Raw genomic sequence first — 23,922 nt, 5'->3', positions numbered from 1 at the left:
AGGAGAGGCATGGCGTCCCCACCCACCACGCAGACCGCCCGGCCGCTCGACGCACTGCGCCTCGGCACCTCGGGGCCCCCGCAGATCACGGGCGTCGTCGCGGACCACCTGCGGATGCTCGGCGCACGGCAGGAGACGACGGGCCGGCGGGAGGACCCCGGTTCGGTCACGCTGACCGGAGGCGGCTTCGCACCCGCGTGTGCGCACGTCACCTGGGGCGATCCGGAAGCCGGTCTGGTCGACGAGGCGACCGTGCAGGCGGCCACGGGTGTCATGGCCGTGCACGGCCGGCGCGACGGGGGCCCGCGCGGCCTCGCCGCCGACTACGTGGCGACCGCCACCGGCGTCCTCGCCGTCCAGGGGCTGCTGGCCGCCCTGATCGGCCAGGCCCGCGGGAGCGCCGCGGCGCCGGTCACGGTCCGCGCGGACCGCGCGGGCCTGCTGGCCGTCTCCCAGTACCTCGCGGCGGCCGGCGCCGACGAGGAGGAAGCCACCGCGCTCGCCCCCGGAGGACCGCCGTTCACCTCCGCGGAGGGCGTCCTGTTCGAGCTGGAGACGCTGGACCCGGGCGCCTGGGCCGGGTTCTGGCGTGCCCTCGAGGCGCCGGCCGACGCGGTACGGGCGGGCTGGCGGCCCTTCCAGTTCCGCTACGCGACCGCCTGCGCCCCCCTCCCGCCGGCCCTCCACGCCGTGACCCGGGCGAACCCGCTGGACCGGATCCGGCGCGCGGCGGCCCTCTCGGGAGCGGAGGTGTGCCGCCTGCACACGCTCGCCCAGCGGCACGCGGAAGCCGACGGCGCGGCGCCGTGGTCGTTCCGGCCGCTCGGAGGGCCCGCCCGGCCGGCGGCCCCCGGGGGACCACCCGCCGCGGCGTCCCCTGCCCGGCCGCTGGCCGGCCTGACCGTCCTGGAGGCGGGCCGCCGCATCCAGGCGCCGCTCGCCGCGCACCTGCTCGGGCTGCTGGGCGCCGAGGTCGTACGGATCGAGCCGCCGGGCGGGGACCCGCTCCGCGGCATGCCCCCCACCTGCTCCGGGACCTCCGCGCGCTGGCTCGCCCTCAACCGGGGCAAGAAGGCCGTCGAGATCGACATCAAGGCCGGCTCCGACCGGCGCCGGCTGCGCGACATGGTCGCGGAGGCCGACGTCTTCCTGCACAACTGGGCACCCGGCAAGGCCGCCGAGCTCGGCCTCGACGCCGACGACCTCGCCCTCGTCCGTCCCACCCTCGTCCACGCCTACACCGGCGGCTGGGCGGACCGGATCGAGGGCGCCCCGATGGGAACCGACTTCATGGTGCAGGCCCGCACCGGAGTCGGCGAGGCCGTACGAGCGGAGGACGAGGCGCCGGCCCCCTCCCTCATGACCCTCCTCGACGTCCTCGGCGGGCTGCACGGCGCCGAGGCCGTGCTCGCCGGACTCCTGCTGCGCGAGCGCGCCGGGCACGGCGTGCGCGTGGACTCCTCCCTCCTCGGCGCGGCCGACACGCTGACCGCGCCCGCCCTCAGGAAGGTCGCCCGCGGCGAGGACCCCCGCCGCCCGGCCGGCTTCCGCCTGCCGCTGCCCACCGCCGACGGCTGGATAGCGCCCTCCGACGACTGCGCCGCCCGCGCGGCCGCCCACGACGTCACCGGGCTGTCCACCCGTGACGCCCTGGCCCGCCTGCGGGACCTGGGCCTGTCCGCGACCGCGGTCACCACCGACCTGTCCGAGCTGCACCACGACCCGCGCTTCGCCGGCTCGATCAGCCGCGACGCACACGGCGCCCCCGCCGTTCCCGACCCCTGGAGCTTCGCGTGACCGTCGACCTGCCCGACCTGCTGCCCGCCGAACTCCGCCGCTCCTGGGTGGTCGACGGGACCTGCCCCGACCTCGACCTCTACAGCCTCTTCAGAGCGCGCCAGATCGCCGACCTGCACCACACCGCCGTCATCGACGCCAAGGGAAAGCTCTGCTACACCGCGCTCGACCGCAAGGTGCGATGTCTGGCCACCGGCCTCCGGGACCTCGGCATACGCCCGGGCGACGTGGTCGGCGTCCAACTGCCCGACAACCGCAACGCCGTCATCGCCGACCTGGCCCTGGCCGCCCTCGGCGCCGTCGCCCTCCCGTTCCCCGTCGGCCGCGGCGTCCTCGAGGCCGAATGCCTGCTGCGCCGCGCGGAAGCCGTCGCCGTCATCGCCGCGGTGGCCCACCGCGACGCCCGGCCCGCCGCCGACCTCCACACGCTCTCGCGCGCCATGCCGGCGCTGCGCCACGTCGTCGCCGTGGGGCCCGGTGCCGCTCCCGGGGGAACCGTCGCCTGGTCCGAACTCCTGCGCTCCGACCCGGCCGGTTTCGTCCCCGCCCGCCCCGACCCGGACGGCGCCGCCCGCATCCTCGTCTCCTCCGGCTCCGAGGCCGAGCCGAAGATGGTCGCGTACTCGCACAACGCCCTCGCGGGCGGGCGGGGCAACTTCCTCGCCTCCCTCAACCCCGACGGCACCCCTCCCCGCTGCCTGTTCCTGGTCCCGCTGGCCTCCGCCTTCGGCTCCAGCGGCACCGCGGTCACCCTGGCCCGGCACGGCGGCACCCTGGTCCTGCTGGACCACTTCACCGCCGACGCGGCCATCGAGGCCGTACGCGCGCACGAGCCGACCCACGTCCTCGGCGTGCCGACCATGATCCGCATGATGCTCGAACGGCTCGACGCCACGGACGAGCGGCTCCCGGCCCCCACCGCACTCGTCCTCGGCGGCGCGCCGCTCGACGCGTCCACGGCCACCGCCGCCGCGCAGGCGTTCGGCTGCCCGGTGGTCAACCTCTACGGCTCCGCCGACGGGGTCAACTGCCACACTGGTCTGGCCGAGGTGGTCCCGCCCACGGGCGGCACGGGTGTCGTCGCCGGTCACCCCGACCCGCGCGTCGCGGAGATCCGCATCACCGACCCCGACACCCAGGAGGCCCTGCCGGACGGCGCGGTCGGCGAGATCATCTCGCGGGGCCCCATGACCCCGCTGTGCTACGTCGGCGCCCCCGACCTGAACGCCCGCTACCGCACCCCCGACGGCTGGGTCCGCACCGGCGACCTCGGCTACCTCGACGCGGACGGCGTCCTGCACGTCGTGGGCCGCCTCAAGGACGTCGTCATCCGCGGTGGCGCCAACATCAGCCCCGCCGAGGTCGAACGCGAACTCCGCTCCCACCCCCAGGTCCGCGACGTGGTCTGCGTCGGCGTCCCGGATCCCTTGATGGGCGAACGCCTGGCGGCCTGCGTCGTCCCCACGGGCGCCGAGGCACCCACGCTCGGCACGCTCGGCGACCACCTGACGACCCGCGGCCTGGACCGGTACAAGCACCCCGAACGCCTGCTCACGGTCACCGAGATCCCCCTGACGGCCGCCGGCAAGCCCGACCGGAGCGCGCTGTCCGAACGCCTGACCGCGTGAGCCCTGGACGGGCGGAGGGCGGGAAGGCGTGCACGACGCCTCCCCGCCCTCCTCGTCGAACGGCCGACCGCCGCATGGACGTCCGCGGCTCTTCGGTGGCCGGGAGTCCTCGCGGCGGTCGCCCACGTGCCGGCCCGCTGCCCGCGGACGCTCAGGAGGCGCCCATGGCCTTCTTCAGTTGGGCCGCCGCGTCGCGGTAGACCCCCAGGAGGTCGAGGTCCTCGCCCGGATAGTTGACGATCTCGACCTGCTTCGCCCCCGAGTCGGGCAGGACCGCCCCGGTCGACATGTGGGCGTTGTCCAGCACCAGGGCCGGCTTCTTCGCGGAGAGCCCGGCCAACTGCGCGGGGGTGACGGCTTCGGGCCCGTACGTACCGACCGTGGTGGCGCCCGCGAGACCGGCGGACCAGGTGGTGAAGACCTGGGCGACCGCGGTCGGGGCGGTGCCGCCGGGCCAGGCGGCCCGCACGTCCTTGCTCAGCTTCGCGTACTCGGTGTCGAAGCCCGTCTTCCACTTCGCCGCGGCGTCGGCCGTGCCGAACAGCGCGCCGAGCCTGCCGACCTCGGCCTTGACCTTGCCGGGGTCGTTGTCGAGGTCGACCTCGACCAGCTTGGCCTCGGACCCGGCGGCCTCCTTGATCTTGGCGGCGTACGGCTCGAACGGCGCGTAGAGGACGAAGTCGGCCGAGGCGACGGCCGCGAGGTCCGAGGGCTTGGGGTCGTAGTCGGGGGCGTGGTGGACGGACTGCGGCACGATGACCTTGACGTCCTCGGCGCCCGCGGCCTCGGCGAAGGCGCCCTCCCAGGTGGTGGTGACGACGACCACGGGTTTGTCCCCGTGCTCGCCGTGGCCGCCGTGGCCTCCGTGCTTGCCGTGGTCGCCGGCCTTGCCGTGGTCGCCCTTCGCCTTCGAAGGCGACCCGGTGTCGTCCCCGCCGCAGCCGGTCACGAGGGTCAGGGCGGCCGAGGTCAGTGCGACGAGGGAAGCGATGCGGACGCGGGTGCGCGCCATGAGCTGGTTCTCCGTTCGGATATGACGTGCACGGCGAGGACGAGCGCCCCCGCCGTCAGGACGAGGACCGGACCGGGCGGCCAGTCCAGCCAGAGGGCCGCGAGGAACCCGGTCAGGTTCACGGCGACCCCGATGCCGATCGCCCACAGGGTGATCGACTTCAGTGAGCTGCCCAGCCGTCGGGCGGCGAGCGCCGGGAGCAGCGTCAGGGCGTCGACGAGGAGCGCCCCGGTGAGCTTGATGGCCCCGGCGACGGCCACGGCGACGAGCACCAGCAGCGCCGCGGTCAGGGCGTGCACGGGCACCCCCGAACACTGGGCGAGTTCACGGTCGTAGAGCAGCAGGCCGATGTCGCGCCGCCGCCACCAGAAGAGCCCCGGCACGGCCGCGGCGAGCACGCCGAGTACGACCAGGTCCGGGGTGCCGACCGACAGGATCGACCCCCACAGCAGGGCGAACGCGCCGGAGGCGTTGACACCCGACACGGCCAGCAGGAGCAGCGCGGCCGCGACGGCGAGGCTCATCAGCAGACCCATCGCACCGGACAGGCCGTCGGGGGTACGGGCGAGGGGCGCGACCCCCGCCCCGGCGAGGGCGCAGGCGACCAGGGCGCACACCATCGGGTCGAGCCCGGTCAGGAGGCCGACGGCGATGCCGAACAGCGCGACGTGCATCATCGCGAACCGGACCGGCATGATGTCGAGCCCGACGACGACCACGCCGACGACCGGCAGCCCGACCGCCGCGAGCAGGAGCGCCCACCCCGCCCGCTGGACCGGGACGAGTTGGAGCAGCGCGCCGACGTCGGCCGTGGCCAGCGTGGTCACCGGACCTCCCGCAGGTGGCCGGCCGCCATCTCCAGTACGCGGTCGCAGCGTTCGGCGAGGGCCCGGTCGTGGGTCACCACGACCAGCGTCACGGGCAGCGAGGTGAGGACGTCGGCGGCCTCCGCCTGCCCGTCGAAGTCGAGGGCGGCGGTCGGCTCGTCGGCCAGCAGCACCTCGGCCCCTGCCGCGACACAGCCCATCGCCCGGGCCAGGTACATGCGCTGCAACTGGCCACCGGAGAGCGTGTGCAGGGGGCGCCCCGCCAGGCGGCCCACGCCCAGGCGGTCCGCCGCCTGCGCCGCGTCCACCGGGGCCGCGCTGCCGGCCAGCAACTCCTCGCCGAGCAGCGGGAACCGTCCCGCGGCCGGTTTCTGCGGGATCCAGGCGCAGGCGCGGCGGCGCCACGCCCACTCCGCGGGGGAACGGGCGTCGCGGCCGCCGACCAGGATCGAGCCCGTGACCTGGCGGTGCAACCCGAGGACGGCCCTCAGCAGGGTCGTCTTACCGGACCCGTTGGTCCCGGTCAGGGCCACCCGTTCACCCGCGGCGATCTCCAGGTCCACCGCGGAGACGGCCTCCACCCGGCCGTGCCGGCAGGCGACCCCCCGCATCCGCACGTCCAGCCCGCCCATCCCTCACGCACCTCTCGCTCGACCACGTCGGCGGAGGCGGGCGCACGGCCCCCTGCGCCTCCACACGGCAGTAGTCGGACGGCGGGGGTACGGGGTTCCCGCGCTGCACGACCTTTTCCGGGCGGTCGTGTCGGCGGCGCGGCGCGGCGCGGCACGCATGGCGGGGCGGGTCACGGGAGGCGCGGCGGGGCGGAGCCGCGGGAGGTTCGGGCCCGCGGCTCCGCCCCGGCGGGCGGGACCGTGGTCAGTCGCACTCGCCGCGGCGGTGTCCGCGCCGCACGGTGGACCGGGCACCGGTCAGCCCCGGTTGGGGCGCCCAACGGCCGCGGTGCGTCCGGCGCGGCGGCGGACCGTAGGGCGACTGCCAGGCCGGCCGGTGGCGGCGCGAACGGTGGAGGAAGGGCTTCGAGGAGGTGGGCACGACCACCCGGTTCTTGAACACGGAGACACACCAGTTCCAGTGAGAGGACCGCAGCGAAAAGGAGCACGGCGCACGGATGCGACGCGCGACGGATCAGCGCTCGGGGAGTCTCACTTGGTGTACAACGGCACGTCCTTCACCGGAGGGACACGGGCGGGAGCACGGTAACCGCGTACGGGGGCACGTCTCCACCGGTTTTCCGCGAACAGGCCGACCGGCGTGCCCAGGTCGGCTCCTCCGGAAGAGCCGACCAGGCCCTAGACCCGGGGGAGGGAAGGGTCGGGCGTCCAGGGGGTGGGCGCGGTGATGGACCAGCGCTCGTGGTCGCGCCAGGCGCCGTCGATGTAGAGGTAGGCCGGCGAGAGACCTTCGTAACGGAAGCCCAGGCGCTCGACCAGCGCCAGGGACGGCTTGTTGGCAGGCTGGATGTTCGCCTCCAGCCGGTGCAGCCGCAGGTCCTCGAAGGCGTGTCGCAGGGTGAGGGTGAGCCCTTCGGCCATGTAGCCCCGGCCCGCGGACGGGGCGAAGGCCGCGTAGCCGAGCGACGCACCCTGGTAGCGGCCCCGGATGATCGAGTTGATGTTGACCATGCCGGCAGCCGCTCCGGTCTCCCGTACGCGGATCAGGAAGCCCTGGTTGAGGCCCTCGTCGAAGCGGCGCATCCACGCCCGGAACTCCGCCGCGGTCGCGGGCAGTTGCATCCACGGCCCGTGCAGGTCGGCGCTGGCCCGTACCAGCGAGCAGAACTCGTCCTGGTCGGCGAGGGTGAGCGGGCGCAGTTCGACCCGTGGCGACGCAGTGGACATGGGCCCATGCTAAGCGCCCGCCGCCGCCGGGCCTCCCTGTCAGCCGTGCGGAAGCCGTTCGCCACCGGCACTCAGCCGACGTGGACGCGGGGGCGGCGGTCGCGGTCGGGCTCGGCCTCGCGCAGGACCTCCCTGGTCACCGGGGCGATCTCGCCCTGGCCGAAGAGGAAGAAGCGGAGGAAGTTGGCGAACGGGTTGCCCTCGGTCCACTCGAAGTAGACGTGCGGGCGGGTGCCGGTGAGGTCGCGCGCGTGGAGGAGGAGGGCCGCCAGGGCGTTGGGGACCGAGGAGCTCTCCACGGTCAGGACGCGGTAGCGGTCGTGGAGGACCTCGCCGCGGACGGTGAGTCCCGCTTCGAACTCGGACGGGTCGGTGATCGTCACCTCGACGAAGACGAAGTCCTCCGTGGTGGGGATGTCGTTGTCCGCGCGGATCTGCTCGATCTTCTCGCGGTACTCGGTGATGTCCCGCTGGTCCGGCTCGTTGGCGATGAAGCGGGGGGTGCGGCGCGAGATGTCCTGGATGAACCGCTCGGCCATCTGGTCGAGCTCGACGTGCGTCACGCGCAGTTCGAAGGCGCGGCCGAGGCGGGAGAGGAGGGAGATGAGGATGATGCCGGCGATGAAGCAGGCGCCGATCTTCACGCCGTCCGGGCGCTCGATGATGTTGACGACGGTGGTGTAGAGGAAGACGGCGGAGATGACGCCGAACCCGATCGACCAGCCGCGCTGCCCCGCCTTGCGGGCCGAGATGGTCACGGCGATCGCGGCCGAGCAGATGAGGACGAGGACACCGGTGGCGTACGCGCCGCCCTGGGCGTCGACGTCGGCGTCGAAGATCCACGTCACCAGGAAGGCGACGAGGGTGAAGACGATGACCATGGGGCGCACGGCGCGCGCCCAGTGCGGGGCCATGCCGTACTTGGGGAGGTAGCGCGGCATCAGGTTCAGCAGACCGGCCATGGCGGAGGCGCCGGCGAACCACAGGATGCAGATGGTCGAGATGTCGTAGACGGTGCCGAAGGTGTTGCCGAGGTACTCGTGGGCCAGGTAGGCGAGCGCGCGGCCGTTGGCCTTGCCGCCAGGCTCGAACTCCTGGTGCGGGATGAGGACCGTGGTGATGAAGCTCGTGAAGATCAGGAACACGCTCATGATCAGCGCGGCCGTGGTGAGGAGCTTCTTGGTGCCGCGGATCCGGCCGGTGGGGCTCGCCTCGGTGTCCTGCTGGTCGCCCTTCACGTGCGGCATCACGGCCACACCCGTCTCGAAGCCGGACAGGCCGAGTGCGAGCTTGGGGAAGACGATCAGCGCGACGCCGATCATGACGAAGATGTTGCCGTGCTCGGCGGTCAGGGCCTCCGTCCAGTCGGTGACGACGTGCCCCTCGGTGACCACGTGCCACAGGCCGCTGATCACGACCACGACGTTGAGCGCGAGGTAGACGGCCACCAGCGCGACGGCCACGCCGATCGCCTCCAGGAAGCCCTTCAGGAACACCGCGCCGAGCAGCGCGACCAGCAGCAGCGTGATCAGCACCTGTTTGTCCTGGAGGGCCGACTCCAGGTGCGGGTTCTCCACCAGGTGCGTGGAGGCGTCGGCGGCCGACAGGGTGATGGTGATCAGGAAGTCGGTCGCGGCGAAGCCCAGCAGCGTGAGGACGAAGAGCTTGCCCTTCCAGAAGGAGAGCAGCCGGGAGAGCATCGCGATCGAGCCCTCGCCGTGCGGGCTCTCCTCCGACACCCGGCGGTACACGGGCAGGGCACCCGCCAGGGTCACGATCACGAGCACGACCGTCGCGACGGGGGACAGCAGCCCGGCGGCCAGGGCGGCGATGCCGGGCTGGTAGCCGAGGGTCGAGAAGTAGTCGACACCGGTCAGGCACATCACCCGGTACCAGCGCTGGCCCTCGTGGCCGGTCTCGGGCGTTTCCTTGGGCTTGGACGGCCGGCCCTTGCCCATGTCGGACAGCCCCTCCAGCATCCACGCGCGAAGCCTGCTCCCTCGCGTGTCGGTCGTGGTGGTGGCCATGGGATGCTCCTGGGTTCTGCTCGCCGGCGAGGGGAAATCCGGCCGATTGTCGTACGGTCGGGCCAGCGTAAGCAGCGCGGATCGCCCCGGCGCGGGTGAGCGCGTCAGGAAAGCGTCAAGATCCGTCTTCCGGGCGTCGTCTTCCTCACACCGGGCGCCCCCGACGCGGCTCCCGGCGACGGCGTCGAGGTCGGCGGCGTGCCAGGCGCCGAGCGGGGTGACACGCATCGCCGCGCCGTTGCCCCACGGGCCCCGGCCGCCGCGGCTCACCTCCCGGGGCGGCCCTTCGGCTCACGCCCCCGGGGCGCCCCAGACGGGGAACCAGCGGGTCAGGTCGGGCTCGACGGTGAGGTCGTCCTTGAGGACGGCCTTGACCTGGAGTTCCAGGGAGTTGTCGCGCCGGTCGCCGGGCAGCGGGGCGAAGGGGTAGAACGTGCCGCGCTTGTAGAGGTAGACCAGGGCCAGGGGACGCGCGCCGGCGTCCTGGAAGCCGACCAGGGAGCACAGCAGGTGGGGGCCGAAGCCGCTCTCCTGCAGGGCCGTGTTCACGGCGTGCAGGTCACCGACGAGGGCGGGCAGCTCGTCGGGGGGACGGCGCGAGAGCAGCCAGTCGTAGCCGTACGCGTCGTGGCTGAACTCGACGGCCGGGCCCCGCCGTTCGGTGTCGGCCTCCAGGAGCTCCCGTACGTCCCGCCGGACCTCGGCGAAGGCTTCGCCCTCGATGGCGGAGAAGCACACCGAGCCGCTGCCGGTCGGGACGAAGCCGGCGGCCGCCTGCAGGGTGACCGCCGCCGAGGGCAGGGCGAACAGCCGGTCCAGATCGGGCGCCGCCGGTCGGGACCGGCCCAGCAGCGCGTCCCAGAACCCCATGGCCGCCGGCCCTCAGCCCTCGGCCACGGCACCGTCGCCCAGCCGCGCGGCGATCTCGGCCAGGGCGTCCAGCCGGCGCTCCAGGGTGGGGTGGGTGGAGAACAGGTCGGCCAGCGTCGCGCCGGAGCCGAGCGCCGGGGCGAAGAAGAACGCGTTGAACGCCTGGGCGGTGCGCAGGTCCTGGGTGGGGATGCGGGCGATGTCGCCGGTCACCTTGGTCAGGGCCGAGGCCAGGGCGGACGGTTTGCCGGTGAGCAGGGCCGCCGCCCGGTCGGCGGCGAGCTCCCGGTAGCGCGACAGGGCCCGGATGAGGAGGAAGCTGAGGGCGTACACGAGGGCGGAGACGCCCAGGACGACGGCGATGGCGGCGGCGGCGTTCTGGTCGCGGCGGGCCCCGCCGAAGAGCCCCGAATAGAAGGTGAAGCGCACGAGGAGCCCGGCGAGGACGCCCAGGAACGACGCGATGGTGATCACCGCGACGTCGCGGTGGGCGACGTGGGACAGCTCGTGGGCGAGCACGCCCTCCAGTTCCTCCGTCGTCAACCGCCGGCGCAGGCCGGTGGTGATGCACAGGACGGCGTTGTCGGCGTTGCGGCCGGTGGCGAAGGCGTTGGGCAGGTCCATGCGGGAGAGCGCCACACGGGGCTTGGGCATGTCCGCGGTCGCGCAGAGCCGGTCGACGAGGGCGTGCAGCTCCGGTTCCTCCTCGGGGGTGACGAGCTCGCCGTGCATGGCGAAGAGGGCGATCCGGTCCGAGTACCAGAACTGGGCCAGCAGCAGGCCGGCGGCGACGACGACCACCAGGGCCGTCGACTTCAGGGTCACGATCAGCGCCGCGACGAACCCGACGTACACCAGGCCCAGCAGGAACATCGTGAGGCCCATCCGCACCGTGAGCTGCCGGTCCGGCTCGAAACGGCTGACGCGGGTCATGGCGGCCGCCTTCCTCGCGGCCGGCCGGGTCGGGCGGGGAGCCGGGGGCTTCCGGCGGGGACCGCGCTGACTCCATTGTCCGCCGACCCGGAGGCGTTCCGGGAGGCCCGGGCAGGTAGGGACCTTCGGCCCCGTCCCGGGGCCTGGGCGGCCCTGCGCCGGGACGGTGTCGGCGGGGCAGCGTGGAGCTGTCACCAGTACGTCCTCGGTGGGGAGGAACCGTGGAAGGCACCATCCGGACCCCGGACACCAGCTCGGTCATCGTCGGCGTCGACGGCTCGAAGCCGGCGCGCGCGGCCGCCCTGTGGGCGGCGGACGAGGCCGCCCGCCGGGGTCGTCCCCTGCACGTCCTGTACGCGGCCGACACCGACAACAAGGCCCTGTACCTGTCGGCCCACACCGTCGACGGGATACGCGCGGCCGGCCGCACGCTCCTGGACGACACCGCCCGGGCGGTCACCGCCGCACACCCCGACCTCCAGGTCACGACCGAGTTCAGCCGCCACGACGCCGTCACCGCCCTGCACGCCGCGGGCGGCCCGTACGGCACGGTCGTGGTCGGCAGCCGCGGTCTGGGCGGCTTCAACTCCCTCATGCTCGGCTCGATCGGCCTCAAGACGGCCGCGGGCGCGCGGACGCCGGTCGTGGTGGTCCGCGGCAACGGGGACGGAGCGGAGACCGGCGTGGTCCTGGCCGCCGTGCGTGACGAGCACGATCTGGTCTGCGCCCGCTACGCGGCCCGGGAGGCCGAACTGCGCAAGGCGTCGCTGCGGCTGCTGCACGTGTGGAGCCTGCTGGAGTCGGTCGGGAACGTCGTCGGCCAGCTCGACGCCGTGGACGAGCTCGCCCAGGAACACGTACGGCACCTGACGGCGGTCGCGGACCAGGTCCACGAGGAGTTCCCCGCGCTGAGGGTCCACGCGGACGCGGAGAAGAGCGTCTCCGTCGGCGGCGTGCTCGTCGAGGCCACCCGCCACGCCGACCTGCTCGTCATGGGCGGACGCCGCGAGCGGGGCTTCATCGGGACCACCCTCGGCCGGGCCACCCACACCCTCGTGCACCACGCCCACTGCCCCGTCCTGCTCATCCCCCGCATGCCCGAGCCGAAGGAGGAGGAGGCGTCGTGACCCACGGCCGGACCGGGCAGGACGGCCCGGCCGGCCCGTCCTGCCCCACTGGTCCCACCGTCCGCAGCGACGGGAAAGCGCCCCTGCCCGGAGCTACCGTGAAGGGGAGACCCCTCCTCCCGGCACCGGACGGAAGGCCAGAGCATGGGCGAAGGTGGCCAGGCGGCCCCGGGACGCGGAATGCCACGTCTGCGGCTGGACGAGCTGCTCGACGAGCTCCAGGCCCGCATCGACGAGGTCCGCGGCACCCGTGACCGGCTGAACGGCCTCCTCGAGGCCGTCATGTCCGTGGGCCGCGGCCTGGACCTCCCGCAGGTGCTGCGCGGCATCGTGGAGGCGGCCGTCGTGCTCGTCGACGCCGAGTACGGGGCCCTCGGGGTGATCGGCGACGGCCGCAGGCTCGCCGAGTTCCTGCCCGTCGGCATCAGTGACGAGCTGCGCGCCGAGATCGGCGACCTCCCCTCCGGCCACGGCATCCTCGGCGAGCTGATCCGCCACCCCGAACCGCTGCGGCTGTCGGAGCTGTCCGAGCACCCCGCGTCGTACGGCTTCCCCGCGCACCACCCCCCGATGCACTCCTTCCTCGGCGTCCCCATCCGGGTCCGCGACGAGGTCTTCGGAAACCTCTACCTGACCGAGAAGCGCGGCGGCGCCGAGTTCGACGCGGAGGACGAGGCCGTCCTGTCCACCCTCGCCGTCGCCGCCGGCATCGCCATCGAGAACGCCCGCCTGTACGAGGAGGTGCGGCTGCGCGAGCGCTGGCTGACGGCGAGCACGGACATCACCAGCGCCCTGCTGTCAGGCCAGCCGGAGCACGAGGTGCTGGAGGGCATGCTGGAGCGGGCCAAGGACATCACGGGCGCCGACCTGGCCGTCTACTACCTCATCGGCCCGGGCGGCGAGCTGCGCGGCTCGCTGGCGCTCGGGGACGCCGCGGACGCCCACCGGGGGATCGTCCTGCCCAGCACCGCGGGCACCCCGGCCGAGGCGGCGCTGGTCCAGGACGGCATCGTCACCGTCACCCAGGTGGCGACCGACGGGCGGATCACCGTCCACCCCGAGCGGTGGCGCGGCTTCGGCCCCGCCGTGGCCGTCACGGTCGGTACGAAGGAGAAGCTCAGCGGCGTGCTCCTGCTCGCCCGGCGCGTCGGCCGGCCCCTCTTCGCCACCTCCGAGGTCGCCGCCCTCCCGGGGTACGCCGGCCAGGCCGCCCTCGCCCTGGAACTGGCCGACCGGCGGCGCGACGCCGAGCAGATGAGCCTGCTGGAGGATCACGACCGCATCGCCCGCGACCTGCACGACCTGGCCATCCAGCGGCTCTTCGCCACCGGCATGACCCTGCAGAGCGCCCAGCGCTTCGTCGAGCACCCCGAGGCCTCCGAGCGGCTGGCCCGGGCGGTGGACGACCTGGACGCCACCATCAAGATCATCCGCTCGACGATCTTCGGCCTCCGCGACCACGAGACGCCCGGAGCCGCCCCGAAACTACGGGTGCGCCTGGTCAGGGCCGTGGACGAGGCGGCGGGCGCCCTGGGGTTCGCCCCGGCCCTGCGCATGGAGGGCCTCGTCGACACCGACGTACCGGTGGCCGTGGCCGACCAGGTCCTGGCGGTGGTGGGCGAGGCGCTCACCAACGTGGCCCGGCACGCCGAGGCCACCCGGGCCGAGGTGGCGGTCGTCGTGGCCGACGGCCGGTTGACCGTCACCGTCACCGACGACGGCGTCGGCCTGCCGGCGGCCGGTCCGAGAAGCGGCCTGCGCAACCTGGCCGAACGCGCGCGGAAGCTCGGCGGGTCGATGACGACGTCCGCACCCGGCCCGGCCGACCACGGCACCCGCCTGACCTGGCACGTCCCGATTCCCCCGGCACCCGCCTGACCTGCGGGAGCCGGGGGCTCGACGGCCCGGGGACGTCTCAGAACGGCCAGGACCAGTCGGCCACCTCCGGGAGGTCCGTGCCGTGCTCGCGGATCCAGGCCCCGTGGCGCCGGCGCTGCACGACCATCCGGCGGCGGAGCTCGGCCGCGTCCTCGCCGAGCCCGGGCACCCGGTCCAGCACGTCCATCACCAGCCGGTACCGGTCGAGGTCGTTGCGGACGACCATGTCGAACGGCGTGGTGGTCGAGCCCGACTCCTTGTAGCCGCGGACGTGGAGCCGGGCGTGGTTCGGGCGCCGGTAGGCCAGGCGGTGGATGAGCCACGGGTAGCCGTGGTAGGCGAACACCACCGGACGGTCGCGGGTGAACAGCTCCTCGTACCGGTCGTCCGCCATCCCGTGCGGATGCTCCTCCCCGGGCAGCAGCCGGGCGAGGTCGACCACGTTGACGACGCGGACGGACAGCGTCGGCAGGTGCTCGCGCAGCAGGGCCGCGGCCGCCATCACCTCCAGCGTGGGGACGTCCCCCGCGCACGCCAGCACCACGTCCGGCTCGCGCCCCGGCCGCTCCGTGCCGGCCCACGACCAGACCCCCGCGCCACGGGCGCAGTGCGCGCGGGCCTCCTCGATCGACAGCCAGTCGAAGCAGGGCTGCTTGCCGGCCACGACCACGTTGACCCGGTCCCGGCTGCGCAGCACGTGGCCGGCGACCGCGAGCAGGGTGTTGGCGTCCGGCGGGAGGTAGACCCGGACGACCTCCGGGCTCTTGTTGAGCACGTGGTCGACGAACCCGGGGTCCTGGTGGGAGAAGCCGTTGTGGTCCTGCCGCCAGACGTGCGACGTCAACAGGTAGTTGAGGGAGGCGATCGGTGCGCGCCAGGGCAGCGTGCGGGCCGTGCGCAGCCACTTCACGTGCTGGCCGACCATCGAGTCGACGATGTGGGCGAAGGCCTCGTACGTGGAGAACAGGCCGTGCCGACCGGTGAGGAGGTACCCCTCCAGCCAGCCCTGGCAGGTGTGCTCGGACAGGATCTCCATCACCCGGCCGTCCCGCGCCAGGTGCTCGTCGGTGGGTGCGGTGGCCGCCTGCCAGGCCTTGCCGGTCGCGTCGTACAGGTCGTCCAGCCGGTTCGAGGCGGTCTCGTCGGGGCCGACGATCCGGAAGTCCCGCCGCTCGGCGGTGTCGGCCATGACCCGGGCGAGGTACCGGCCGAGCACCCGGGTGGGTTCGTGCGCCCCCGTACCGGGCTTCACGACCGGCACCGCGTACGCGTCGACGGGCGGCAGCGGCAGCGGGCGCAGCAGGCGGCCGCCGTTGGCGTGCGGGTTCGCGCCGAGGCGGCGCTCGCCCTCCGGCACGCAGGACAGCACCCGGGCGAGCGGACGGCCCTCGGCGTCGAACAGCTCCTCCGGGCGGTACGAGCGCAGCCAGGCCTCCAGGGCCGCCAGGCGGTCGGGGTTCTCGCGCACGTCCGGCAGCGGCACCTGGTGGGCCCGCCAGGTGCCCTCCACCGGCTGACCGGCCACCTCCCGGGGCCCGGTCCACCCCTTCGGGGTCCGCAGCACGATCACCGGCCAGGCGGGCAGGCACCGGCGGGCCGCGCCGGTCCGCGCCGTGCGCTGGATGCGCCCGATGAGGTCGAGGGCGGTGTCCATCGCCTCCGCCAGGGCCCGGTGCACGGCGTACGGGTCGTCGCCCGACACGAACAGCGGGGCGTAGCCGTATCCGCGCAGCAGGGCGTCCAGCCGGGGGCCGGGGATCCTGGAGAGCACCGTCGGGTTGGCGATCTTGTACCCGTTCAGGTGCAGGACGGGCAGGACGGCCCCGTCGTGGACCGGGTCCAGGAAGGTGTTCGAATGCCAGGAGGCCGCCAGCGGCCCGGTCTCGGCCTCACCGTCGCCGATCACGCAGGCGACGAGCAGCCCCGGGTTGTCGAGGGCGGCCCCGAAGGCGTGGGACAGCGAGTAGCCCAGTTCCCCGCCCTCGTGGATCGATCCGGGGGTCTCCGGCGCCACGTGGCTGGGCACGCCGCCCGGGAAGGAGAACTGCCGGAAGAGCCTGCGCATGCCGTCCGCGTCGCGGGTGACGTCGGGGTAGGTCCGCGTGTAGGTGCCGTCCAGCCATGCGTTGGCCAGGACGGCGGGGGCGCCGTGCCCCGGCCCCCAGACGCACAGCGCGTCCAGGGACCGCTCCTTGACGACCCGGTCGAGGTGGGTGTGCACCAGGTTGAGCCCCGGTGAGGTCCCCCAGTGGCCGAGCGGCCGGGGCTTGACGTGGGCGGGCCGGAGCGGCTCGCGGAGCAGGGGGTTGTCCAGCAGGTAGATCTGGCCGGCGGCCAGGTAGTTGGCCGCCCGCCAGTGGGCGTCCAGTTCGGGGACCGGATACGTCGCCATCCGACGCTCCTTCGCGGTGACGGGCACCCGTGCCGAGTGCCGGTTCCGAGGACTGTCCCCCGGTTCCCCGCGCGCGGGCAGGGGCGGACCGGCCCGGGGAGAGGGACCGTCGGCCCCGGGACATCCGCCCCGCCACCCCGCCAGGGGCAGGCCGGGCGCCCCGGGCCGAGGCCTGCCCGGCCCCGGCCCGGTTGCGGCGCCGCAGGTCCGCGACACCCTGGAAGTGCCCGCAACCGACGAGGAGGCGGCCATCGTCGCTGTCGCTGTCGACCGTGCCACCCGGCGACCCGGGCGGGAGGAGTCCGACCGGCCCCCGGTGGGGACCGACCGGCCCATGCGCCCCGGCCGCCCCGCGCACAGCCTTGACGGTGACCACCCTGTCCAGCACACACACGGGAAGGGGCACGCCATGAAGGCGCTCGTCTTCCACGAGCCGGGGCGAACCTCCTGGCAGGACGTCCCGGACCCGGCCATCAAGGACGCCGCCGACGCCGTCGTACGGGTCGAGGCCGTCACCATCTGCGGCACGGATCTGCACATCGTCAAGGGCGACGTCCCCGAGGTGACGCCCGGCCGCGTGCTGGGCCACGAGGCCGTCGGCACGGTCGTGGAGATCGGCGGTGACGTGCGCACCGTACGCCCCGGCGACCGGGTCCTGGTCTCGTGCATCTCCGCCTGCGGCCGCTGCCGGTTCTGCCGCGAGGGCCGCTACGGCCAGTGCCGCGGGGGCGGCGGCTGGGTCCTGGGCCACACCATCGACGGCACCCAGGCCGAATACGTCCGCGTGCCGTTCGCCGACCTGTCGGTGCACCCGCTGCCCCACGCCGTGGACAGCCGGGAGGCGGTCCTGCTGGCCGACATCTTCCCCACCTCGTACGAGGTCGGGGTCCTCAACGGCGGCGTGCGCCCCGGCGACACCGTCGTCGTGGTCGGCGCCGGGCCCATCGGCCTGGCCGCCATCACCACCGCCACGCTCTACAGCCCGTTCCGCATCATCGTCGTCGACCTCGCCGAGTCCCGCCTGGCGGCCGCCCGCGACCTCGGCGCCGATGCCACCGCCAGCGCCCGGGAGGGTCCCGAGCAGCTGGTGGAGGACCTCACGGAGGGCCTCGGCGCGGACGTCGTGATCGAGGCCGTGGGCGTGCCCGAGGCGTTCGAGATGTGCACCCGCATGGTCCGCCCCGGCGGGCGGGTCGCCAACATCGGCGTCCACGGCAAGCCGGCCGTCCTGCACCTCGAAGACCTGTGGATCAAGGACGTCACCATCACCACCGGCCTCGTCGACACCTCCTCCACCCCCATGCTGCTGCGCATGCTGGCCGCCGGCCGGCTGCCCGCCGCCGCGCTCGTCACCCACTCCTTCGAGCTGGACCGGATGGAAGAGGCCTACGACGTCTTCTCCCGCGCCGCCGACACCGGCGCGCTGAAGGTCGTCCTCGGCGGACCGCGGCACGACGCGGTCGCCGTACCGCCCCAGGAGGAGCGTGCGCGATGAACACCCTGCACGGCACCGGACCCCGCCCGCCCGGCGACGCGGCCGCGGCGCAGCGCGGCCGTACCGACCTGGGCCGCCGCGTCGCGGCACGCCGGACCGAACTCGGCCTGAGCCGCGAGGCGCTGGGCGAGCGGTGCGGCGCCGACGCCCACTACATCGCGTACCTCGAGGACCACGCGGCCGCGCCCGCGGCCGGCACGCTCATCCGGCTCGCCAACGCCCTCGGCACCACGGTCGACGACCTGACCGGCGCCACCACCCACCGGACCCCCGGCACGGCGACCGCGGTGCGCGAGGCCGAGCTGCTGCCCCTCGACGAGGCCGAGAGCCGCAGTCTGCTCGGCACTCACGGAGTGGGCCGGGTGGCCGTCTTCACCGCCGAAGGACCCGCGATCCTCCCGGTCAACTACGTCGTCGCGGGGGCCGACATCGCCTTCCGCACGTCCGGCGACGCCGTGCCGGCCAGGGCCGCGGGAACCGAGGTGGCCTTCGAGGTCGACCGGATCGACGACGTGGCCGCGACGGGGTGGAGCGTGCTCGCCGTGGGCGAACTCCGGGGCGTCACCGACGCCGACGAGCTCCGGCGCCTGAACGCCGCGGCCCGTTCCGCCCCGTGGGCCGGCGGTGGGCGCGCCCACTGGATGCGGCTCACCCCCGTACGCCTCACCGGCCGCAGGATCGCGCACCCGTGATCCGGCCCGGCCCCGTGTCCCCAGGGGACGTCGTGCCGATCGGGTCGGGCGGACCCACCGCCGGCCCCACCCGGTCGGTCAGGAGCTCGCCGCCGCCCGAGCGCCGGCGGCCACAGCGCGGAGGCGCGCCATGTTCCACCGGAAGACCCCCACCGGGGCCTGCCCGCTGCGCCGGGCGGCCGACCGCGCCCGCACCCGCTGGCACGCCGTCTTCGTGCTGGCCTGCGCCCTCGCCGTGATCGCAGGCTTCCTGGCCGCCCTGGCGGTGCGGGACGCCGACACCCGCACCGCGCAGGAGCAGGCCCGTCACCGGCACCGCGTCACCGCCACCGTGGTCGCGGAGCCGACGGTCGTCACGGCCGGCCGGTCCGGAGGCTTCGGCATGACGGCGCGGGCGGTCTGGCGGTACCCGGCGGCCGCAGCGGAGCACGGCGGGACCATCACCGTGCCGTTCCGCACGCACGCCCACGACCGGGTGCCGCTGTGGGTCGACGACGTCGGACGGGCGGCCGCCGGCCCCGCGTCGGCCACCGACATAGGCCTCAACGCGGCCGGCCTCGGCGCCTGCGTCTGCGCCGCGACCGTCCTGTGCGCCGGGGCGGTCGTCCACCTGCGCCTGCGGCGGGTCGAGGCGGGCAGCCTGCGCGACTGGGACCGCGAGTGGGAGGAGGTCGAGCCGTTGTGGACCGGCCGGCTCCGCCCCGGACCGGGCGCGGGCGACGACTGAAGGGCACGGCCCCGGGCCCTCCGGCGTCCGGGCGGCACGAAAACCGGTGGAGCGGCGCCGCCGTGCGCCCTTACCGTGCTGTCGGACCGAATCGCCGAGGCAAGGACGCGCCGTTGTACACCAAGTGAGACCCCCCGAGAGCTGATCTGTCGCGCGTCGCACCTGTGCGCCGTGCTGCTTCCTGCTGCGGACTTCTCACTGAAACCGGTGTACACCTGTGCTCAACGACTGGGTGGTCGCTCCCACCTGCCTGCCCCTCGTACGTCGCCGTTGCCACGCGTGCGCGGCCGACCGCTTCCGGGCGAGCGGCAAATTCCGCGTCAACGCGAACCACAAGCTCCTCGACGTCTGGCTCCTCGTGCTCTGCACCGCCTGCGGGGACACGGCGAAGCTGACGGTCCTGGAGCGGACGCACGTGCGCTCCGTGCGGCCCGAGCTGCTGGACCGGCTGCACGACAACGACCTGGGCCTGACGGCCGAGTTGCTCCAGGACCCCGTCGTGCAGCGCCGCAACCGCATCGCCCTCGACTGGCGCGGGGCCTGGCGCCTCGACACCGGCGGATCCGACCACCTCGACCACGAGGTGATCGACGTGTCGGTCCGCTTCGCGGCACGGATCCCGGTCCGGCCGGTGCGGCTCATCGCCGAGGGCTGCGGCCTGTCGCGGGCCGAGGTCGAGCGGCTGGTCGAGGAGGGGAAGGTCGTGTCCGCCGTCCGGCTGGGCGGCAGGCTCTCCGGCGACTTCACCTTCACGCTCAAGCGCTGAGCCCTTCGCGGGACCGCGGGGCCCGTCCGGCGAGATCCGCCGGTCGGGCCCGGCGGTCGGACCGCGCAGCCGGGCCCCACAGTCGGGGCCCCACAGTCGGGCCCCACAGTCGGGGCTCGGTCGGGCCCCGCGGTCAGGCGGGGCGGCCCGGCCGGCGGCTGGGCGGGACCAGGGCGTGGCTGGCGATCACGGCCGCCTGGACCCGCCGTTCGACGCCGAGCTTCGTGAAGAGACGCGAGACGATGTTCTTGACGGTCTTCTCGGCGAGGAAGAGCCGCTTGCCGATCTCACGGTTCGTCAGGCCCTCGCTCACCAGCACCAGGATCTCCTTCTCCCGGTCCGTGAAGCCCGGGAGGCCCGGCACCCGCTCCTGCTCGGGGACCTCGCCCCGCATCCGCGCCATGACCCGGGCGGTGGCCCCCGGATCGAGCATGGACCGGCCCGAGGCGACCGTGCGGACGGCGGTCACCAGGTCGGTGCCGTTGATCTGCTTGAGGACGTAGCCGGAGGCGCCGGCCATGATGGCGTCCAGCAGGGCGTCCTCGTCGTCGAACGAGGTGAGCATGAGGCACGCCAGGTCCGGCATGCGCGAGCGCAGCTCGCGGCAGACCGAGACCCCGTCGCCGTCCGGCAGCCGTACGTCGAGCACCGCCACGCGCGGGCGCAGCGCCGGCACCCGTACGAGCGCCTGCTCCGCGGTGGCGGCGTCGCCCACGACGCGGATGTCGGGCTCGGCGTCCAGCAGGTCGTGCACGCCCCGGCGGACGACCTCGTGGTCGTCGAGGAGGAAGACGCTGACGGGCTCCTCCGCCGGGAGGGGCTCACCGCTGTCGGACATCTCGGACTCCTTGGTCGTGGCCGCGGCGCGGTCGCGGGCGCGGGCGTGGGGGCGCCCTGGCATCCTGTCGCGCCGAGGGGACCTCCGGACAGGGCCGATCGGCCCTCCTTGACCCGCCGTCACGCGGACGTCCGCCACCGTCGGGGGACTTTCGGCGCCCTCTCGGGACCTTCGGCCCTTCGTGCGGGGCCTGCGGACCTTTCGGAGCGCCCGGCGGAGCTGATGGGGTGGCCGAGCCCCGGCCGGGGCTCCGGCGCGGTGACCGGCCGGTGACGGTAGAGGTACGACGGAGTGAGGACGCATGGGCAGAACGGTGATCGCGCTCAGGACCGTCTCGCGGGGCGACTGGGGGCCGGGGGTGGCCGTGGTGGGGGAGTTGGACGTCCACACCGTGGCCGCCGTGGAGCCGCGACTGGCCCGGCTCGCCGACCACGGCGGGGACCTGGTGCTGGACCTCTCGGGCGTCGCCTTCTGCGACAGCTCCGGCATCGCCCTGTTCCTGCGGCTCGACCGCCGGTGCGCACGGGCCGGCGCGCGCCTCCTGCTCGACGGCGTGCCGCCGCTGCTGGCCAAATCCATGCGGGTGCTGGGGGTCGACCGGGACCTCTGCTGCCGGTGGGCGTGACGGACGGGGAAACGAGGACCGTTCGGCCCTGGTGCGCGCAGCGTGTTACGGGTGACGCTCCTGGTCGGAGAGCGACACGAACCGAATGATTCCGGACCGGGATGCGCATCATGGAATACGGCAACGAACGTCGAACGGGTCACTGTGCGACCACTGCCGCGCCGATCCCGGCCGCGGCCGGTCCGCGCCGCATGCGGTCGCTGGACCGGGCCGAGGCCCTGCGTCTCCTCGGCTCCGTCTCCCTGGGCCGGGTGGTCTTCACGCGGCACGCACTGCCCGCCGTACGCCCCGTCAACCACGTGCTGGACGGCGAGGACGTCCTGGTGCGGGTCCACGACGGCGGGGCGCTCGCCGCCCTGGCCGTGCCCGCGGACGCCGACGGCGTGGTGGTCGCGTACGAGGCCGACGAGATCGACCCGGTGACCCACCTGGGCTGGAGCGTGGTGGTCACGGGATACGCCCGCTCGGTGGGGGACCGGGCCGAGGCCGCGCGGCTCGGAGCGCGGCTGCTGCCGTGGGTGGGCCTCGACATGCCGCACGTCGTGCGGATCCAACCCGACCTGGTCACCGGGTACGTCCTGGAGCGCGACCCGGCCGACGCCGGATGAGCCGGCGGGCCGTCAGGGTGCGGGTGCGGGGGTGGTGACGGCCCGTTCCCGGCCGGACCCGATCGGAGCCCGCCACACGAGCCGGCTGCCCCCGCCGGCCGCGGACTGCACGCGGAAGGTGCCGCCGACCCGGCCGGCGCGCTCCTCGAGGTTGGCCAGGCCCGAGCGGCGGCCCTGCTCCGGGATCCCCACCCCGTTGTCCGACACGGTGAGGACCACCTCGCCCTCCGCGGCCTCCAGCGCCACCGCCACCCGGGTCGCCCGGGCGTGCCGGGCCGCGTTGCTCAGCAGCTCGTTGAGCGCCGCCACGACGTGGTCGGCGACCGCGGCCGGCACGTCGGTGTCGAGGAGACCCTCCATGCTGAGCCGCGGCGGATGGCCCAGGACCGTCGCGGCCTCCCCGACCGCCTGGGCCGCGCGCGCCCGCAGGCCCGTACCGGCGTCGCGGTCCTTGGTCCGGAGCCCGAAGATGGTCGATCGGATGATCTTGATGGTCTCGTCGAGGTCGTCCACGGCCCGCGCCACCCGCTGCGCCGCGTCCTCGTGCTGCACCAGGCGGGTGGCGCTCTGCAGGGTCATCCCGGTGGCGAACAGCCGCTGGATCGCCAGGTCGTGCAGGTCGCGGGCGATCCGGTCGCGTTCCTCGAGCAGCGCGATCTGCTCGGCGTCCCGGCGCCGGTCCGCCAGCTCCAGGGCGAGCGCGGCCTGCGCCGCGAAGGCCAGCAGCGGCTCCAGCTCGCCCTCGGAGAACACCGGTTCCCCGGTGTCACGGGTCAGGAACAGCACGCCCCGGCCACCCCCGTCCTCGGTGCCCAGCGGCACCGCCACCGCCGGCCCCAGTCCGCCCGCCGGACGGCTGTCGGCCGGGAACCGTTCGTCCGACTTCGACTTCGAGGTGGCGACCGGCGCGCCGGCCGTGTGCGCGGCCCCCGGCATGGTGCCCTCGACCGGCAGTAACAGGCCCTCCCGGGAGGCGGCCCCCGATCCGGTGGCCACCTCGACCAGCAGCCCGTCCGCCCCGGGCAGGGCGGTGGCGATCTCGGCCGCCGCCGAGCCGGTGATGTCCCGGGCCCGCTCCGCGATCAGCCGCAGCACCTCGGCCCGCGAACTGCCCGACAGCAGGCTCCGGGTGATCTCGGCGTTCGCCCGCAGCCAGCGCTGCTGGCGCTGGGAGCCCTCGTACAGGCGGGCGTTGTCGATCGCGACACCTGCGGCGACGGAGAGCGTCGCGATGACCGACTCGTCCTCGGTGTCGAAGTCGAGCCCGCCCCGCTTGTCGGTCAGGTAGAGGTTCCCGAACACCTCCTCGCGGACCCGGATCGGTACGCCGAGGAAAGTGCGCATCGGAGGGTGGTGCGCGGGGAAGCCGTGCGAGGACACGTGCCTGCCGAGGTCGCCCAGCCGCAGGGGCTCCGGGTGCCGGATGACCTCCCCGAGCAGGCCGTGACCGGCCGGCAGCGGCCCGATCCGGGAGATCTCGCCGTCCGTGAGGCCCACGGTGAGGAACTGCGACAGCGTCCGGCCGTCCGGGCCGATGACGCCCAGGGCTCCGTACTCCGCGTCCACCAGCAGGGCCGCCGCCTCCACGATGCGGCGCAGCACCTGCGAGAGCTCCAGCTCCCGCCCCACCGACACGACCGCCTCCAGCAGGCTGTGCACGCGGTCCCGGGTGCCGCGAGCGGCGTCGATCCGCGCCTGGAGCTCGTCGAGCAGCTCGTCCAGCCGCATCCGCGGCATCTTCGACAGCGGTTCCCCCACCATGGCCGTACCGACTCCCCTCACCTTCGCCGACCCGAAGACTATAGGTAGCGGAACCCTTGC

Annotated in this window: 20 protein-coding genes; 10 read left to right on the top strand and 10 right to left on the bottom strand. The window is 74.4% G+C overall.

What is annotated here, in order from left to right; genetic code table 11:
* Positions 1-9 precede the first annotated feature (9 nt).
* Both IF43_RS0108305 and IF43_RS0108300 read left to right on the top strand, forming a co-directional pair.
* Entirely contained in the window at positions 10-1,797 is a 1,788-nt protein-coding gene (locus tag IF43_RS0108305; RefSeq protein ID WP_030196143.1) for a CoA transferase, read from the top strand.
* The gene (locus IF43_RS0108300) at positions 1,794-3,425 is read left to right on the top strand and encodes a class I adenylate-forming enzyme family protein (RefSeq protein WP_030196141.1); all 1,632 of its coding nucleotides are present in this window, start codon (positions 1,794-1,796) and stop codon (positions 3,423-3,425) included. Before IF43_RS0108305 ends, IF43_RS0108300 begins: the two co-directional genes overlap by 4 nt.
* Before the next feature lie 151 nt (positions 3,426-3,576).
* Here IF43_RS0108300 and IF43_RS0108295 read toward each other — a convergent pair whose 3' ends face one another.
* The 7 genes from IF43_RS0108295 to htpX all read right to left on the bottom strand — a co-directional run bounded on the left by IF43_RS0108295 (position 3,577) and on the right by htpX (position 10,953).
* Entirely contained in the window at positions 3,577-4,437 is an 861-nt protein-coding gene (locus tag IF43_RS0108295; RefSeq protein WP_030196138.1) for a metal ABC transporter solute-binding protein, Zn/Mn family, read from the bottom strand.
* Complete coding sequence (locus tag IF43_RS0108290) at positions 4,395-5,264, bottom strand: metal ABC transporter permease (RefSeq protein ID WP_030196136.1); 870 nt, start codon at positions 5,262-5,264, stop codon at positions 4,395-4,397. Before IF43_RS0108290 ends, IF43_RS0108295 begins: the two co-directional genes overlap by 43 nt.
* On the bottom strand, positions 5,261-5,896 hold the full coding sequence (locus IF43_RS0108285) for a metal ABC transporter ATP-binding protein (RefSeq protein ID WP_030196135.1): 636 nt from the start codon (positions 5,894-5,896) through the stop codon (positions 5,261-5,263). Before IF43_RS0108285 ends, IF43_RS0108290 begins: the two co-directional genes overlap by 4 nt.
* A gap of 678 nt (positions 5,897-6,574) precedes the next feature.
* Positions 6,575-7,123, bottom strand: a complete 549-nt coding sequence (locus IF43_RS0108275) for a GNAT family N-acetyltransferase (protein WP_030196132.1) — start codon at positions 7,121-7,123, stop codon at positions 6,575-6,577.
* A gap of 71 nt (positions 7,124-7,194) precedes the next feature.
* The gene (locus IF43_RS0108270; protein WP_030196130.1) at positions 7,195-9,150 is read right to left on the bottom strand and encodes an APC family permease; all 1,956 of its coding nucleotides are present in this window, start codon (positions 9,148-9,150) and stop codon (positions 7,195-7,197) included.
* 291 nt (positions 9,151-9,441) lie between these two features.
* Positions 9,442-10,020, bottom strand: a complete 579-nt coding sequence (locus tag IF43_RS0108265; RefSeq protein WP_030196128.1) for a hypothetical protein — start codon at positions 10,018-10,020, stop codon at positions 9,442-9,444.
* A 12-nt stretch (positions 10,021-10,032) separates the two neighbouring features.
* Positions 10,033-10,953 (bottom strand): zinc metalloprotease HtpX, encoded by a 921-nt coding sequence (gene htpX / locus IF43_RS0108260; RefSeq protein ID WP_030196120.1) that lies wholly within the window; start codon positions 10,951-10,953, stop codon positions 10,033-10,035.
* Between the two features lie 221 nt (positions 10,954-11,174).
* On the opposite strand from htpX, the gene IF43_RS0108255 reads away from it, so the two are divergent.
* Together IF43_RS0108255 and IF43_RS0108250 are read left to right on the top strand one after the other, a co-directional pair.
* Entirely contained in the window at positions 11,175-12,080 is a 906-nt protein-coding gene (locus IF43_RS0108255; RefSeq protein ID WP_051794896.1) for a universal stress protein, read from the top strand.
* Positions 12,081-12,260: 180 nt separating this feature from the next.
* Entirely contained in the window at positions 12,261-13,958 is a 1,698-nt protein-coding gene (locus IF43_RS0108250) for a GAF domain-containing protein (RefSeq protein ID WP_324605093.1), read from the top strand.
* 37 nt (positions 13,959-13,995) lie between these two features.
* Here the strand turns inward: IF43_RS0108250 and IF43_RS0108245 are convergent, their stop codons facing one another.
* Positions 13,996-16,602 carry a phosphoketolase gene (locus IF43_RS0108245; protein WP_267884731.1) on the bottom strand — a complete coding sequence of 869 codons (2,607 nt, stop codon included), beginning with the start codon at positions 16,600-16,602 and terminating at the stop codon, positions 13,996-13,998.
* 157 nt (positions 16,603-16,759) lie between these two features.
* Here IF43_RS0108245 and IF43_RS0108240 point away from each other — a divergent pair, with 157 nt between their 5' ends.
* The 4 genes from IF43_RS0108240 to IF43_RS0108225 all read left to right on the top strand — a co-directional run bounded on the left by IF43_RS0108240 (position 16,760) and on the right by IF43_RS0108225 (position 20,030).
* On the top strand, positions 16,760-17,845 hold the full coding sequence (locus IF43_RS0108240) for a zinc-dependent alcohol dehydrogenase family protein (protein ID WP_030196109.1): 1,086 nt from the start codon (positions 16,760-16,762) through the stop codon (positions 17,843-17,845).
* Positions 17,842-18,537: a pyridoxamine 5'-phosphate oxidase family protein gene (locus IF43_RS0108235; RefSeq protein WP_078909981.1), complete on the top strand. Its 696-nt coding sequence runs from the start codon at positions 17,842-17,844 to the stop codon at positions 18,535-18,537. Before IF43_RS0108240 ends, IF43_RS0108235 begins: the two co-directional genes overlap by 4 nt.
* A gap of 130 nt (positions 18,538-18,667) precedes the next feature.
* Entirely contained in the window at positions 18,668-19,264 is a 597-nt protein-coding gene (locus IF43_RS0108230) for a hypothetical protein (protein ID WP_030196106.1), read from the top strand.
* 217 nt (positions 19,265-19,481) lie between these two features.
* A complete protein-coding gene (locus IF43_RS0108225; RefSeq protein ID WP_030196105.1) occupies positions 19,482-20,030 on the top strand; it encodes a DUF1062 domain-containing protein in 549 nt (182 codons plus the stop codon).
* Positions 20,031-20,163: 133 nt separating this feature from the next.
* Here the strand turns inward: IF43_RS0108225 and IF43_RS0108220 are convergent, their stop codons facing one another.
* Positions 20,164-20,868, bottom strand: a complete 705-nt coding sequence (locus IF43_RS0108220; protein WP_030196104.1) for a response regulator transcription factor — start codon at positions 20,866-20,868, stop codon at positions 20,164-20,166.
* Positions 20,869-21,169: 301 nt separating this feature from the next.
* On the opposite strand from IF43_RS0108220, the gene IF43_RS0108215 reads away from it, so the two are divergent.
* Complete coding sequence (locus tag IF43_RS0108215) at positions 21,170-21,493, top strand: STAS domain-containing protein (RefSeq protein WP_051794894.1); 324 nt, start codon at positions 21,170-21,172, stop codon at positions 21,491-21,493.
* Between the two features lie 110 nt (positions 21,494-21,603).
* Positions 21,604-22,101 (top strand): pyridoxamine 5'-phosphate oxidase family protein, encoded by a 498-nt coding sequence (locus IF43_RS0108210; protein ID WP_051794932.1) that lies wholly within the window; start codon positions 21,604-21,606, stop codon positions 22,099-22,101.
* Positions 22,102-22,113: 12 nt separating this feature from the next.
* On the opposite strand, the gene IF43_RS0108205 is transcribed toward IF43_RS0108210, so the two are convergent.
* Positions 22,114-23,862, bottom strand: a complete 1,749-nt coding sequence (locus IF43_RS0108205) for a GAF domain-containing sensor histidine kinase (RefSeq protein WP_234332012.1) — start codon at positions 23,860-23,862, stop codon at positions 22,114-22,116.
* Positions 23,863-23,922 lie beyond the last annotated feature (60 nt).

Origin of the sequence: Streptomyces sp. NRRL S-87 (genome assembly GCF_000719335.1) — a bacterium.
In the GTDB taxonomy this organism is placed as follows: Bacteria; Actinomycetota; Actinomycetes; order Streptomycetales; family Streptomycetaceae; genus Streptomyces.
The sequence above is the reverse complement of the archived record's forward strand: the minus strand, read 5'-3'. Positions and strand labels throughout refer to the sequence as shown.